This window comes from Longilinea arvoryzae (assembly GCF_001050235.1).
Classification (GTDB): domain Bacteria; phylum Chloroflexota; class Anaerolineae; order Anaerolineales; family Anaerolineaceae; genus Longilinea; species Longilinea arvoryzae.
This window is the reverse complement of record NZ_DF967972.1, coordinates 2,201,164-2,216,041: the sequence shown is the minus strand read 5'-3', so window position 1 is coordinate 2,216,041 and position 14,878 is coordinate 2,201,164. Positions and strand designations below refer to the sequence as shown.

Genomic DNA, 14,878 nt, shown 5'->3' with positions numbered 1-14,878 from the left:
TACATTATTTTTTTGAAAAGTCGTCTGGCGATTCACGCACGATATACAATGGACGACCTTTTGCTTCATCATAAATCCGACCGATGTACTCACCCAAAATTCCGAGCGAGATCAATTGGATGCCCCCCAGGAATAACACCGCAATCAATGTCGAAGCCTGTCCCAGGAAAACCGCGCCGGTCGTGGCGCGCAAAATGATGACTACGATTGCCGCGATCAGGCTCAACCCGGCGGAGATAAAGCCCATCACGGTTGCGAATTGCAGGGGCATGAACGAAAAGCCCGTGATGGCCGTCATGGCCAGCTTGAGCATCTTCTTGAAGGGATACTTCGTGCTCCCCGCAAAGCGGGCCATGCGCTTGTACGGCACGCCAACCTGTTTGAAGCCGACCCAGGCCGACATGCCGCGCAGAAAACGGTTGTGCTCGCGCATGCGGTTCATCACGTTCACCACCCGCCGGTCCATCAGGCGAAAATCGCCTGTGTCCATCGGAATCTTGACCTCGGTGATCTTGTAGATGAGGTGATAGAACAGCGAGGCAGTCCAGAGCTTGAAGGCCGTTTCGCCTTCCCGTTCGGTGCGCACGGCAAAAACCACTTCGTAACCTTCGCGCCATTTGGCGATCAGGTCCAAAACCACTTCCGGTGGATCCTGCAGATCCGAATCGATGACCGTCACGGCCTGTCCGTGGGAGTAATCCAGACCCGCGGTGACGGCGATTTGATGGCCGAAGTTGCGGGCAAAAATCACCGGCCGCACATGCTCATCCTCGGCAGCCAGCTGGCGAATGATCCCCGTCGAGCCGTCCGATGAACCATCATCCACCAGGATCAGTTCCCAGTTCTCGCCGGTTGATTCCAGGACCGCCTGCATCCGCCGGTAGAATTCCATCAGGCTTCCTTCTTCGTTGAAGACAGGGGCAACCACTGAGAAAACGGGTTGTTCACTACTCAAATTCACACCTCCAGAAAGCTTGGATGTAGCCGTCTATCATTCTTAGCCGGCGAGATGTTTTTTCAACGCTTCCATGCTGGGTTCGATCACCGGCGCTGCGTGCACGGCCTGCATCGCAGCGCGGACATCCTTCAAACCGCTTCCGGTGTTCATCACCAGGACGGGATCATCCGGTTTCACCACGCCATCCACGAGGGCCTTCTTCAGGCCGGCCATGGCCGTTGCGCCGGCGGGTTCGGCGAAAATTCCCACCTGCCCCAGGTCGGCAATGGCGGTCAGAATTTCAGCGTCGCTGACGGTGATGTAGGTTCCGCCGGTCTGGCGGGCGGCGCGCACCGCGCGCACACCGTCGCGCGGCAGATCAACCGAGATGCTGTCGGCGATCGTCTGCGCCTGCACGGGTTCGATGATTTCGCTGCCGGCGTGGAAGGCATGCGCCACAGCCGCAGAACCCTGCGCCTGGACGCCAATCAAACGCGGCATCTGACCCAGCCAGCCCAGTTCTTCCAGGTCTTTGAAACCTTTGTGAATGCCGGAGATGATATTGCCATCCCCCACCGAGACGAATACGGTCAAGGGGCGGCCGACCGCGGTGGTATTGGCCAGTTGGAGCTGGTCCCAGATTTCGAATGCGGCGGTTTTCTTTCCCTCGAGGGTAAAGGGGTTGTAGCCCGTGTTCCGGCAGTACCAGCCGAATTCCTGGGCGGCCTGAATCGCCAGGTCGAAAGCCTCGTCGTAGTTGCCGTCCACCAGAATCACCTGCGCGCCGTAGACCAGCAATTGCGCCACCTTGGCCGGCGGAGCGCTGCGCGGCGCCAGAATGACCGCTTTTTGACCGACGGCTGCCGCCATACCGGCCAATGCGGCCCCGGCATTGCCGGTCGATGCCGTTACCACCACCGGAGCGCCAATCTGAATGGCGCGCGCGACGACGATGGCACTGGCCCGGTCTTTAAATGAGGCGGTCGGATTGCGGCTTTCATCTTTCACCCATAGCCGGGTCATGCCCAACCGTTCCGCCAGTTTCTGCGGCTTGTAAATGGGCGTATAACCGGCGGCTCCCAGAGTTGTGCCCTCGGCATGCGGGAAGGGCACCGGCAGCAGCGGTAAATAGCGCCACAAGGATGCTTCTGTCCGGCTGGTGATGTCAGAAGTGTGATATTTCTGCTTCAGGTGTTTGATATCCAGCACAACGTCCAGATTACCGCCGTCTTTCGGGCAGGTGTACATGACCTGGGTGGGCGGATATTCGGCCTGGCAAATGGAACAACGATATCCAATAAAATCTCCCATGTTATACAATGACTCCTTTTCGATGGATGCGCTCAATGATCTCTGAGGCGTTCGATTGGCTACGTTTATCCGAAAGAAGGGTGATCCATCCTGGCTGGCGCGAACCTTACGCGCCGCGCTCGCCGCGCACAAACGGGATGTTCAGGGCTGCCGGGGCGCCGAGGCGCTTGCGGTTGGCTTCCTGAGATCCGATGACCAGCACGATGATGGTAAAGGCATAGGGTATCATTTGCAGGAAGAAACCCAGGTAGGGATTATAGTAGAACGGGTTTGCCAATCCCAACAGGGTCGTCGGTCCCTGAATGTCCAGGATCAGGCGGCGCAACGCGCCGAAAATGTAGGCTCCCAGAGCACCGCGCATTGGATCCCACTGGGCGAAGATGATCAAACCGATGGCGATCCAGCCCTGACCGGCGGTGGTGAGCTCGCTGAACCAACCCGGTGAAATCGCCAGGCTGATTGTCGCGCCCGCGAGCCCGGCCAGCAAACCGCCCACGAAGGTGTAGAAATAGCGTAAACCGTATACATTGATGCCTAAAGCATCCGCTGCGGCCGGATATTCGCCGACTGCGCGAAGGTGCATGCCCGGCCGGGTCTTATAGATGTAATACGAAGCCAGTGGGGTGAGCAAATAACCGAAGTAAACCAGGATGGACTGGTTGGTGAAAAAGACCGACCCGATGATCGGGATTTTCGTGAGCAACGGGATGGTGAGGACGGGCATCAGCGCGATCACGCCCGCCTTGCTCAGGCCTTCGCCCAACACCAGACTCAAGCCGGTGCCCAGGAAACCGAGCGCAAGACCGCTGACCACCTGGTCAGCCTGCAACGTGATGCAGATGAATGCATGCACCATCGAGAGCAGCCCTCCGGCCAGCATGCCAAACAACACGCCCAGCCAGGGATTTCCCGTCTTGACGGTCATGCTCATGGCAGCCACGGCCCCCATCAGCATCATGCCTTCCATGCCCAGGTTCTGAACGCCGGAACGTTCGTTGAAAATACCACCCAGGGTGGCAAAGAGGAGTACCGTACCTGAAGCGACGCCTGCCTGTAATATGATGATAAGGTCCACGTTATTCCTCCTCGCTCCGCCGGATGATGCGAATACGGTAGCGCAGTAGGAAATCACTTGCGATCAAGCACACAAGAATAATTCCCTGCATGAGTTTTGGAATGCCGGAAGGCTGAATCTCACGGCCCGCCAAAATCAACCCACCGAACAGAATGGAGACAATCAACACCACGAACGGGTTGAGTTTCGCCAGCCAGGCGATGATGATGGCGGTAAAGCCGTAACCGGGTGAGATGGAGCCCTGCAGCCGGTGGACGACGCCGGTGATTTCCGACATGCCGGCCAGGCCAGCCAATGCCCCTGAAAGCATCATCACCAGGATGATATTGCGTTTCATCGGGATACCGGCGTATCCAGCGGCGCGAGGATTATCGCCGATCAGGCGAATCTCATAGCCCCATTTGCTGCGGTAGAGGATGAGCCAGACGATCACCGCTGCGACCACCGCGAATGCCAATCCCAGATGGGTGGTCATGCCGCGGAAGAAAGGAATCTCCTTGGCCATGTCCGCGAGACGCGGCAGCCAGGCATTCTTGGGGAACATCTTCGACATCTGAAAGCCGCCTTCGGTCCATACGGCGAAGATGAAGAAATTGTTCCAGGCGACGGCGATGTAATTCATCATCAGGGTGGAGATGACTTCATTGACGTTGAATTTGGTCTTCAGCCAGCCTGGTACGAACCCCCACAGAGCGCCGCCGATCATACCCGCCACAGCCATCACCAGGATGAACAGCCAGCGCGGAGCATCGCTCGGCAAAACCGGGATCAACACGATCGAGCTTGCGGTGAAAGCACCGATGAAGAACTGGCCTTCGGCACCGATATTCCAAATGCGCATGCGGAACGCGATGGTGCAGGCCAGGCCAGTCAGCATCAATGGAATAGCCTTGACCAGCGTATCCGAAAAGACGCCCCAACTGCCGAAGGCGGATTTGCCGATGCTGGCATATGATTTCCATGGATCGCTTCCAACCAACGCCAGACAAAGCGCGCCGATGAGCAGTGCAATCACCACCGCAATCAACGAAACCACTACCGGCAGCCATTTGGGCGTTTCTTCAAGACGCGGTTCCACCTTCACGCGGAAGGGGAATTTACGGCGCGGAGCAACCGAGGGAAGAGAGGTCGATTCAGACATTGGGAAGTTGCTCCTTCTCGGCAGTTTCACACGGGGTGCCCGTCATCATCAGGCCAATCTTTTCGATATCGCCATCCAGCACTTCGCCCATGATCTTGCCTTCATAGATGACATAAATCCGGTCGCTCAACGCCAACAACTCATCCAGTTCCTCCGAGATCAACAAAACGGCCGAACCGGCTTCGCGTTGTGTTAACAGCAGCCGTTGGACGCCTTCGATTGCGCCGACATCCAGGCCGCGGGTGGGCTGCACAGCCACCATAAACGTCGGCAGCGCAGAAATTTCGCGCGCCAGAATCACACGTTGCAAATTTCCACCGGAAAGCATGCGCACCGGCGTATTAATGGAAGGAGCAATAATATCGTAAGCGTCCTTCAACTCGCGGGTATATTTTTCTGCCGCCTGCATACTTAAGAACCAACCATTGCCGATGGGCTTCTGGTGGTATTTTTTCATAATCATGTTGTCGGTCACGCTCAAATCGGGCGCGGTTCCGACATGCGTTCGGTCTTCAGGAATATGGGACACGTTATGCCGGATGCCTGCACCCGCGTCCTTGTTGGTCACATCTTCATCCTGAATGCAGATGCTTCCCTTCGAACACTTGCGCAGTCCGGTCAGCACATCCGCCAGTTCGCGTTGGCCGTTGCCAGCCACGCCGGCCAGACCGACAATTTCACCAGCGCACACATGCAGGGAAGCGCCCTGGAGCGCGGGCAATCCTTTATCGTTCAACGCGCAAACGTCCTTGACATCCACCACGACTTTGCCCGGCTTCTGAGGTTTGCGCTGCAGGTCGAAAATGACCTCCCGGCCGACCATCAAACGCGCCAGTTCGGGGATGGTCGTCGTTTTGGTCGCAACGCCCGCCGCAGTCACCCGGCCGTGCCGGAGGACGGTCACTTCATCCGAAATCGCCATCACCTCATTCAGTTTATGACTGATAAAGATGATGGATTTACCCTGATCGATCATCTTGCGCATGATGGCAAACAGACCGTCGATTTCTGTAGGAGCCAGAACTGCCGTCGGCTCATCCATGATCAGCACTTCCGCACCCCGATAAAGCATCTTCAGCAATTCGACGCGCTGCTGTTCGCCAACCGACAATTGCCAGATTTTGGCAGTCGGATCCACTTCGAGGCCGAATTGTTTGCCGAAATCCGAGATGACGCGGTCGTATTCTTTCAAATGTAACAGGAAACTTGGCTTTTCGAGTCCCAGAAGAATATTTTCGGTGACCGTCTGGGACGGCACCAACATGAAATGCTGATGGACCATGCCGATCCCGGCGCTGATGGCCTGCCTGGGGTTCGAAAATGTCACCGGTTTATTATTAATATTGACGATTCCAGCATCAGGTCGATATAACCCGGCGAGAATATTCATCAAGGTGGATTTTCCGGCGCCATTTTCACCTAATAACGCATGGATTTCCCCTTTTTTCAACGTGAAATCAACATGATCATTCGCCAGCACGCCGGGAAACCGCTTGACGATTCCCCTCATGGTAACCACATTGACGATTTCTTGCTTGCCGCTTCCTGAGTCCATGGTACCTCTACTACGATCGAACGATGTTTGCCCGATACTACCGACTGGATCTCAACAAAACACGTGTAACGCCGACTTAACGCTGTTTTGATAAGAAGGGGTCAGGTCAGCTTTTGACCTGACCCCTTGTTGCTATGAAGTGCTGTTACTGCGCCGGAAGCTCGGCGGTGACGCCCGCAGCCCACCAGTGCATGCAGTACTTGCAGGCGAGGCCTTCGGCACCCGGCGGGAACTGATCCAGGTCCGATTGTTCAAACTTTTGGCCCTCGGCGATGACCAGATTACCCTGGTTATCGTAGATGGGACCGGAGAAGACATCGAACCGGTTCATTTCGCCAGAGAGGAACTTGGCAAGGGTGTCCTTCACAAGTTTGATATCCTCAGCCGGCAGTTCGGAAGCGCCCTTGGTCATGGTTTCGCCATCCATGAAACCATACAGGCCCAGGCCGCCGCTGTCAGCATCGAAGTAGTCCCAACCTACTTTGTAGGTCTTGTCCATCACACCCTTGACGATACCGGCGTAAACTTTACCCCAGTTCCAGTAGATGGTCGTGAGGCAGCGCTCGGCTTTGCAGGAACCGGACCAGTCATAGGTGATGCCCCATTTGCCCTTTTCAGTGGCCACATCCGCGGGAGCGGGTGTGTCGGCGCCGGTGAAGACAACGTCAGCGCCGGCATCGAACAAAGAGGCAGCCGCCTGCTTTTCAACAACCGGGTCATGCCAGGTGTTGATCCAGCGGACGTCCAGCGTGCAATCCGGGCAGGTCTTGCGCATACCCAGGGCAAATGCATTCCCCAGGCGCAATTCTTCCGGGATCGGGAAGGTGGCGATGTAACCCAGTTTGGGATTGCCGTCCAACTTGGCGCGGGAACCCGCAACCATACCGGCCAGGTACTTCATGTCTTCCATGGCGCCCATCACGTTACCGAAATTGGTGCCGTTGGACTTGTAACCGCTGACATGAATGTAGGTGATATCCGGATATTCCGCGGCGACAGTCTCCATCGCGTCCATGTAACCAAAGGACGTTCCGAAGATCATGTTGAAGCCTTTGCGGGAAAGGCTGCGGAAGACCTGTTCAGCATCGGTACCTTCGGCGACATTCTCGATGTAAGCCGTGTGGACACCGGGAACATTATCCTGGACGTAGGTCAGGCCATCGAAATGGGCCTGAGACCAACCGCCATCGTCATGCGGACCGATGAGCACGAAGGCGACGTTGAATTTCCCCTGTTCGATATCAGGAATTTGGTAGGTACCTTCCTGAGTCGTGGGGGCTTCGGTCGCTTGAGAAGCTTCCGTTGCTGCTGGCGCAACGGTTGGTGTCGGCGTGGCCGTCTGACAGGCAGACAGCGCCATCGCAAACACAACGAACAGGCTGACGATCAGCCACAAGCGTTTCGAAGACATCTTCCTCCTCCTATAAAATTGAACGGTATGGAATTGGGTGATTTTGGATATCGCAAGGAAGCCGGTGAGCGATTTTTATCGAACACCTTACTTCCTGGATCCACATTGAAAATCCAGCCGCAATCAGGACTGGGGTCCGCAAGGGAATAGAACTATTTTACCCCATCCTCGAGGAATTCTTCGCAAAGTCCGGATCGGTAATCCCGATCCGGACTTTCGCATCCAAGTTAAGGAACAATCCAGGTGCCAGTCTCGCCCTTCAAGGCGCGGCTGATATTCTTGGGATCGGTGATCAAGGCCTGCTTGCCACCCGCTTCCAGGAAGCGCAGAATGGCTTGAATCTTCGGCAGCATACTGCCCTTTGCAAAGTGACCATCCGCCATGTACTGCTTGGCTTCCGCAACAGTGATGCGATCGAGCCACTTCTGGTCGGGTTTGTTGAAGTTGATGGCAACTTTTTCAACGGCCGTGCTGATGACGAACAGATCCGCCTGGATCATGTTGGCCAGCAACGAAGAGCCGAAATCCTTGTCGATGACGGCTTCCACGCCGATCAGGTCGCCATTTTCCTTTTCAAGCACCGGAATGCCGCCGCCGCCAACGCCCACGACGGTAAAGCCGGCGTTGACGAGCGTGCGGATCGCGTCCGCCTCAACGATGCGCTGAGGAATTGGAGAGGCAACGACCCGACGCCAACCGCGACCGGCATCTTCCACAACGGTCCAACCTTCCTTGGCTGCTCGTTCTTTGGCCACCGTTTCGGTCATGAAGGAACCGATGGGTTTGGTGGGATTCTTGAACGCGGGATCATTGCGATCCACAATCGTCTGGGTCACAATTGCCGCGGCGTGTTTCTGGATGCCGCGGGTGCGGAATTCATTGTACAGCGCCTGTTGGAACATGTAGCCAATGGAGCCCTGGCTGTCCGCGCCGCAGTAATCCAACGGTACGGAATGAAGTTCGCCCATCGAGAGTTCAGAGCGGCGCAGAATAAAACCAACCTGGGGGCCATTCCCATGCGTAACCACCACATCCCAACCCTCGGCGATCATGTCGACGATGTGATGCATCGATTCAGCGCCGGCTTCGTACTGATCCGGAACGGTCTGGTGCTTGGCATCCTTGATTAAAGAATTACCACCTACTGCAACAACTGCAATGCCTTTCTTTGCCATTCAAAAACCTCCAATCCTTGGTTATGGGATTAACTCATCGTCAAAGCCATAACGGCTTCTTGTACGTGCATACGGTTTTCCGCTTCATCGTAAACCACCGAGTGCGGGCCATCGATCACGGCGTCGGTCACTTCGATGTTGCGATCCGCAGGCAGGGGGTGCATGTAGATGGCGTCAGATTTCGCCAGCCCGATCCTGCGTTCATCGGTGATCCAGCTTTCGTACTTCTTGATGATCTTGGCGCCTTCTTCGGCGTCCGGCGTGTGAACCATCGCGCCCCAGGACTTGGCGTAAACGATATCCGCATCCTTGAAGCCTTCGTCCATATCTTCCACGACTTCGAACTTGGTGCCGAATTTCCGGGCCTGTTCTTCAGCCATTTTCATGATCTCGGGCATCAGTTTGAATTCGGGCGGGCGGCACAGGGTTACATCCAGGCCAAAGCGGGGCATCTGGAGAACCAGGGATTGAGGGACGGACATGGGTTTTTGGTAGGACGCAGCGTAAGCCCACGAAACGACCATCTTCTTCCGCCGCAGATCGCGACCTTTCTTCTCGATGATGGTCATCAAATCGGCCAGGCACTGGAAGGGATGGTAGATGTCGCACTGCATGTTGAGGATGGGCGTACGGGATGCTTTCGCGACCTCGTTCAGGTATTGATTGCCAATTCCCCAATCGCAGTGGCGAATGGCGATGCCGTCGAAATAGCGGCCAAAGATTTCGCCGATCTCTTTCGGCGTATCGCCGTGGGCGATCTGCGTGGTGCGTGATTCAATGAAGGCAGCATGCCCACCCAGGTGAGCCATGCCGGCTTCGAAAGAACCGCGGGTGCGGGTGCTGCTGAAAAAGAACAACATGGCCAGCACCTTATCGCGCAGATAGGGGGTCAATTCGTTTAGAGCGCGCTTGCGCTTGAGATCAAAGGCCACTTCCAATACGGTCTCGACTTCTTCTTTCGAGAAGTCAAGGTCACCGATCAAGTCACGACCGTGAAGAAATGTTTGCATGAGATCCTCTCTTTGGTTTTCTCAATCGCGCCGGGTTGGATCAGTCGATCCTCCCCGGCGCCAATGATCGAATAAATTACTCCATCTTGCCCAGGACCAGCGCCAGCAAAGCCATGCGCATCACAACGCCATTGAAGGCTTCCTGCCAGTAGCGGGACCAGCGGGTGATATCCACATCCGAGGGGATTTCGTCCATGCGGGGCAGCGAATGCAGCAGAATGGCATCCGATTTTGCCTTGGTGGAGAGCAGTTCGCGGGTGATCTTGTAGTTCGACGGGGTCAAACCGTGTTCGCCGGCTTCCTGGCGGGACTTGGTGTAATCCGGCTGGACAACGGGCTCGACCAGGATGACATCCGCGTCGGCAATGCACTGATCGACGTGTTCAGCTTCCTTGAAGTTCAGGCAATATTCCTTCAGTTCAGCCTTGAATTCGGGGGTCAGGTCCTTGTCAGGCGGGGCCACGAAGGTGATGGGGCAATCGAACTGTGTCAGGGCATAGGCCAGCGAGTGCATGGTGCGCATGCGCATATCGCCCACCGCAACCCACTTCAAACCGTCGAGGTGACCCTTTTCAGTGAGGACGGTGTACAGGTCGGTCAAAATCTGAGTCGGGTGCTCGCCCCAACCATCGCCGCCGTTGATGATCGGCACGGAAGCCCATTTGGCGGCTTCCATCGGGGCGCCCTGCTGGAAGTGACGCATCACAATCACGTCGCCGTAAAATTCCAGCATCTTGACGGTATCTTTAATGCTTTCCTGATACCAGTCGCCGGCGCGGGTCATCTTGGCATCCGAGAAACCGGTCACATGGCCGCCCAGGCGGTGCATGGCGGCTTCGTGAGCCAGGCGGGTGCGGGTGGAGGGCTGGTAGAAAGCCGTTACCAGAGTCTTTTCAGCCAGCATGGTCGAATTGCGGCGATCGCGAGCAATCGGTTCCAGTTCTTTGGCAACCTGGAAAATCCGGAAGAACTCTTCGCGTTCGAAATCTTTCAAAGACAAAATATCACGGCCTGCAAAACTACGCATTGGATATCTCCTCAAATGTTAATAAAGTTTTGGATAACCTGGTATGTGACATAACCAGTGTATTCACAGTCTTTAGTGCTCAATCAAATTTCGAAAGCGCACCTACCTCCTTTCCGGCTCGATCGGCATCCAGGACGCAACTTTGGATAATCCAATACTGCGGACAACATGGAAGCGAAAATATCCTGGCAGGAAATAACTATGCGAATAATCCACCATGCGCCCTTCTTTCGAATACAGCTCGGCGATGAAAAGCAGGAGTACATCGCCGCGTTGAATCTGCAGCGCATGGGCAATCTCCGGACTGGCAGCCACTGCGCGGATATTGGTAACGGATTCGGATAATTGGATATCCTGCCGGCGCAGCAATTGGTCCAATACGGATCCTGTGAAACCCACTTCCAGATCTTTCGACGAAAGAAATTCCTCGGGCAGCAAATCCACCAGGTAGGCGACCGGGCGGTTTTCGGCATGGATGACACGTGAAATCTGAACCAGGGGCGAGTCGGATGGAACCTGAAGAATCGTGGACCGGCTTTCGTCGGCTTTGAGATGGCCGATTTGCAAATCGCCCATGGAAACTTTCAACTGGATCCGTTCGGCCATCGTTTCGATGCTTTCCAGCAACTCCAGGCCCGTCTCGATGACATTGGTCTGGCCGACGACGAACGTCCCCACCCCTTGCCGGCGGCGAATGAGCCCCTGACCTTCGAACGCTCGCATGGCTTCGCGCAGCGTCGCGCGTGAAACGCCTAGTTTGCGGGCAAGTTCCGGCTCCGATGGCAGTCTTTCACCGGCCGGGGTTTCAGCGATCAATTGCGCCAGCTCATTTTGCAGCCGCTGGAATAACCGCTGAGGTTCACCTTCAGATTGAGGTTGTACTTTCTTCATTGGTATGGTCCCTTGCTCGCTTATTCGAGAACCGGAATCATGGTGAAACGATCGACGTCCACCAATCCCAAATCGGATATCCGCAGCGATGGAATCACCACCAGCCCAAGCAGGCTGAGCTGCATGTTGGGGTTATTCAGACTGCATCCGCATTTCTTAAATCCTTCCAAAACCGTGGCGGCTTTTTGCGCCACGACCTCGGCCCGTTCATTCGACATCAAACCCGCAATCGGCAGTTCGACTTTGCCGATCACTTCGCCGCGCAACACCACGATCTGCCCGCCGCCACATACCGCGAGTGTATTGGCAGCCAGCGCCATGTTCTCGTCATCCGTGCCTGCAACGATCATATGGTGGCAATCATGGGCCACCGTTGTGGCAATGGCGCAGGGCTCGCTGAAGCCGAACCCGTGCACCAACCCCACCTGGATCCGGCCAGTCCGGCAATGGCGTTCGACCAAAGCGAGCTTGGCGATATCGCGTTCGCGGTCGGCTCGAATTTCGCCATCCGCGCGCGAGAATTCGAACACCAGATGGCGCGTCGGGGCCTGGTTTTCGATCACGCCGATCACATGCGCTTTCACCGGCCCGTTTGCCGGCGGCAATGCTAATTTGAAGTCTGCGGCCGTCAATTTGCGACGGAGATGCACCGAATTCATGGCCCACTCGGGATGGCTGACTGCCGGCAAATCGACCAGCATGCGGCCGTTTTCCGCCAGAACCTTGCCGCGCGCAATCACCGTATCGGGGTGGAAATCGACCAGGTTCTGCACCAGCAGCACATCCGCATAGCGGCCCGGAGCGATCATGCCCATTTCGCGGCTCACGCCGAAATGTTCGGCCGTGTTGATGGTCATCATCTGGATCGCCGTGATGGGCTTCAATCCTTGAGAAATGGCATGCCGCAGCACACGGTCCATGTGCCCCTCTTGAAGGAGGGTGGCCGAATGCGAATCGTCGGTGCACAGGATGAAATTCCGGGGATCAAGCCCCATCTCAGTCACGGCGCGCACCTGGGTGGCCACATCGTGCCAGGCCGAGCCGTAGCGCAACATCACCTTCATGCCCTGACGCGCCCGTTCGACGGCATCCTCAAGGCGCGTGCCTTCATGGTCGTCCTGCGGTCCGCCGGCTGCGTACCCATGGAAAGGTAAGCCCAGGTCCGGGGATGCATAATGGCCGCCGATCACCTTGTTCGACATGCGTGTGGCGTCCATTTCAGCGTGCACCTTGGCGTCGCCCGAATAAACGCCCGGGAAGTTCATCATTTCACCCAGGCCGATAATGCCCGGCCAGGTCATGGCTTCGGACACTTCTTCCGGACCAATCGTCGCGCCCGGGGTTTCCATGCCCGGCGAGGAAGGTACGCAGGAGGGCATTTGCACGAAGACCGTGATCGGTTGCAATGCAGCTTCATCGACCATCAACCGCACGCCGCGCAGGCCGAACACGTTGGCGATTTCATGCGGATCCACGAACATTCCTGTGGTCCCATGCGGCACAACCGCACGCACGAACTCGGTCACGGTCAGCATGCCCGATTCGACGTGCATGTGTCCATCCAGCAGGCCCGGCACCAGGAAGCGCCCGGCAGCATCGATAATCTGTGTCTTGGGACCGATTGTATGGCTGGCATCCGGACCGACGTATGCAATCCGACCGTCGATCACGGCGATATCGCTGCCGGGTATGATCTCGCCCGATTGAACCGACACCCATTGACCGTTCCGGATGACCAGATCGGCAGGAGTGCGCCCCATCGCGCAATCGACCAGCGCTCGCGTATCTCTCTGCCAAAAAGTATTCATGCTCATGGGATTCGCCTTTTCCTCGACCAACGATTACCGTTCTGTGAAAATAAATAAAAATAACCGGACTGCGATGTTCTTGGATCGCGGAAATGCCGGGACTTTATCCGACCAGCCGCCTGGCGGCCTGGTTGTGCCGCTGAACCAGCGCGGGCACATCCACTGTCAACAGTTCTCCGCCTCGAATGATCACTTTTCCACCCACCACGCTCACATCCACCCGCTGCGGCGCGCAGAAAACCACGGCAGCAACCGGATCGTGAAGGGCGCCGGCGTAATCCAACCGGTTGAGATCGATCGCAAAGAAATCGGCGCATTTTCCAGGTTCGAGAGAACCCAGGTCATTGCGGCCCAATACGGTCGCGCCGCCGCGCGTGGCCAGTTCCAGCGCCTGCCGCGCAGTCATCAGCGGTGGAGCGCCCGCGCCGGAAAGCGAAGCGCCGGCCACGCCCGCCCCAATACGCGAGAGCAGCATAGCCTGGCGAGCCTCACCCAGCAGGTGCGAGCCGTCATTACTGGCCGATCCGTCGACGCCGAGACCAACGTTGACGCCCGCGGCGCGGTAGCGCAGCACCGGCGCAATCCCGGAAGCCAGGCGCATATTGGAGGACGGACAGTGCGCCACGCCGCAGCCGGTGTGCGCGTAAAGTTGAATTTCTTCTTCGGAGACGTGCACCGAATGCGCGAACCAGACATCCGGGCCGATCCAGTTCACCGATTGCATATAAGGCACCGGGCGGTAGCCGAACATCTGCAGGCAGAATTGTTCTTCATCCTGGGTCTCGGCCAGGTGGGTGTGCAGGTGAACGCCGTAATGGCGCGCCAGCTCGGCGCTTTTCTTCATGAGTTCGGTGGTCACGCTGAAGGGTGAGCACGGCGCCAGTACGATTTGCAGCATCGAACCCGCTTTGGGGTCGTGATACGTCTCGATCAGGCGCGCGCTGTCTTCCAGAATGTGCGCCTCGCTGTCGACCACGCTGTCCGGCGGCAATCCGCCCTGGCTCTCCCCCAGGCTCATCGAGCCGCGTGAGGCATGCAGGCGCAGGCCCACTTCCCGCGCGCCAGCGATTTCGTCATCCAGCTTCGACCCGTTCGGGAACAAATACAGGTGGTCTGAGGCCGTGGTGCAGCCGGAAAGCGCCAGTTCGGCCAGCGCCGTCTGCGTCGAAGTGAAGATATCCTCCGGCGTCATGCGCGCCCAAATCGGGTAGAGCGTCTTTAACCAGCCGAAAAGATTGGCGTCCTGCGCTGCTGGAACGGCGCGAGTCAAGGTTTGATAGAAATGGTGGTGGGTGTTGATCAACCCGGGCAAAACGATATGCCCCTTAAGATCCAACACTTCATCCGCCGTTTGAGGTAGATCCTGGCTTGCCCCCACCTTTTCGATGAAGCCATCCCGAATGAAAAGGCCACCGCCGGAAATTTCCCGGCGCTGGCCATCCATCGTTACCAAGACACTGGCGTTCTTTACAAGAAGAGTGGTCATCGTTTCAGGAGTCTGTAGTCTGACACTGGGGATCTGTCTTATTGGGTGCGA

At 56.8% G+C, this 14,878-nt stretch carries 12 protein-coding genes; all 12 read right to left on the bottom strand.

All coding sequences use genetic code 11. From position 1 onward, the window contains the following. Window positions 1–4: 4 nt before the first annotated feature. Window positions 5–955, bottom strand: coding sequence for a glycosyltransferase family 2 protein (locus LARV_RS09825; protein WP_083522473.1), 951 nt, complete (start codon window positions 953–955; stop codon window positions 5–7). A 42-nt stretch (window positions 956–997) separates the two neighbouring features. Next, window positions 998–2,248 (bottom strand): threonine synthase, encoded by a 1,251-nt coding sequence (gene thrC, locus LARV_RS09820; protein WP_075073474.1) that lies wholly within the window; start codon window positions 2,246–2,248, stop codon window positions 998–1,000. Window positions 2,249–2,354: 106 nt separating this feature from the next. Next, window positions 2,355–3,323 carry an ABC transporter permease gene (locus LARV_RS09815; RefSeq protein ID WP_075073473.1) on the bottom strand — a complete coding sequence of 323 codons (969 nt, stop codon included), beginning with the start codon at window positions 3,321–3,323 and terminating at the stop codon, window positions 2,355–2,357. Window position 3,324: 1 nt separating this feature from the next. Next, window positions 3,325–4,464, bottom strand: coding sequence for an ABC transporter permease (locus LARV_RS09810; RefSeq protein ID WP_075073472.1), 1,140 nt, complete (start codon window positions 4,462–4,464; stop codon window positions 3,325–3,327). Further along, window positions 4,457–6,019 (bottom strand): ABC transporter ATP-binding protein, encoded by a 1,563-nt coding sequence (locus LARV_RS09805; RefSeq protein ID WP_075073471.1) that lies wholly within the window; start codon window positions 6,017–6,019, stop codon window positions 4,457–4,459. The genes LARV_RS09810 and LARV_RS09805 overlap by 8 nt, the downstream gene beginning before the upstream one ends. A gap of 145 nt (window positions 6,020–6,164) precedes the next feature. Continuing rightward, window positions 6,165–7,430: a BMP family ABC transporter substrate-binding protein gene (locus tag LARV_RS09800; protein ID WP_075073470.1), complete on the bottom strand. Its 1,266-nt coding sequence runs from the start codon at window positions 7,428–7,430 to the stop codon at window positions 6,165–6,167. 227 nt (window positions 7,431–7,657) lie between these two features. After that, complete coding sequence (arcC, locus tag LARV_RS09795; RefSeq protein WP_075073469.1) at window positions 7,658–8,605, bottom strand: carbamate kinase; 948 nt, start codon at window positions 8,603–8,605, stop codon at window positions 7,658–7,660. A 29-nt stretch (window positions 8,606–8,634) separates the two neighbouring features. Next, window positions 8,635–9,615, bottom strand: a complete 981-nt coding sequence (locus LARV_RS09790) for an ornithine carbamoyltransferase (RefSeq protein WP_075073468.1) — start codon at window positions 9,613–9,615, stop codon at window positions 8,635–8,637. A 76-nt stretch (window positions 9,616–9,691) separates the two neighbouring features. Further along, window positions 9,692–10,642: an aspartate carbamoyltransferase gene (pyrB, locus tag LARV_RS09785; RefSeq protein WP_075073467.1), complete on the bottom strand. Its 951-nt coding sequence runs from the start codon at window positions 10,640–10,642 to the stop codon at window positions 9,692–9,694. 102 nt (window positions 10,643–10,744) lie between these two features. Continuing rightward, window positions 10,745–11,533, bottom strand: a complete 789-nt coding sequence (locus LARV_RS09780) for a GntR family transcriptional regulator (RefSeq protein WP_075073466.1) — start codon at window positions 11,531–11,533, stop codon at window positions 10,745–10,747. Window positions 11,534–11,553: 20 nt separating this feature from the next. Next, window positions 11,554–13,347, bottom strand: coding sequence for an adenine deaminase (gene ade, locus LARV_RS09775; RefSeq protein ID WP_083522472.1), 1,794 nt, complete (start codon window positions 13,345–13,347; stop codon window positions 11,554–11,556). A gap of 97 nt (window positions 13,348–13,444) precedes the next feature. Next, window positions 13,445–14,827 (bottom strand): 8-oxoguanine deaminase, encoded by a 1,383-nt coding sequence (locus LARV_RS09770; RefSeq protein WP_075073465.1) that lies wholly within the window; start codon window positions 14,825–14,827, stop codon window positions 13,445–13,447. Window positions 14,828–14,878: the final 51 nt, after the last annotated feature.

Coding starts and splice junctions, on each gene's coding strand:
- thrC (WP_075073474.1), bottom strand. CDS start 2,248: ATGGGAGATTTTATTGGATATCGTTGTTCCATTTGCCAGGCCGAATAT.
- LARV_RS09810 (WP_075073472.1), bottom strand. CDS start 4,464: ATGTCTGAATCGACCTCTCTTCCCTCGGTTGCTCCGCGCCGTAAATTC.
- LARV_RS09805 (WP_075073471.1), bottom strand. CDS start 6,019: ATGGACTCAGGAAGCGGCAAGCAAGAAATCGTCAATGTGGTTACCATG.
- LARV_RS09800 (WP_075073470.1), bottom strand. CDS start 7,430: ATGTCTTCGAAACGCTTGTGGCTGATCGTCAGCCTGTTCGTTGTGTTT.
- arcC (WP_075073469.1), bottom strand. CDS start 8,605: ATGGCAAAGAAAGGCATTGCAGTTGTTGCAGTAGGTGGTAATTCTTTA.
- LARV_RS09790 (WP_075073468.1), bottom strand. CDS start 9,615: ATGCAAACATTTCTTCACGGTCGTGACTTGATCGGTGACCTTGACTTC.
- pyrB (WP_075073467.1), bottom strand. CDS start 10,642: ATGCGTAGTTTTGCAGGCCGTGATATTTTGTCTTTGAAAGATTTCGAA.
- LARV_RS09780 (WP_075073466.1), bottom strand. CDS start 11,533: ATGAAGAAAGTACAACCTCAATCTGAAGGTGAACCTCAGCGGTTATTC.
- ade (WP_083522472.1), bottom strand. CDS start 13,347: ATGAGCATGAATACTTTTTGGCAGAGAGATACGCGAGCGCTGGTCGAT.
- LARV_RS09770 (WP_075073465.1), bottom strand. CDS start 14,827: ATGACCACTCTTCTTGTAAAGAACGCCAGTGTCTTGGTAACGATGGAT.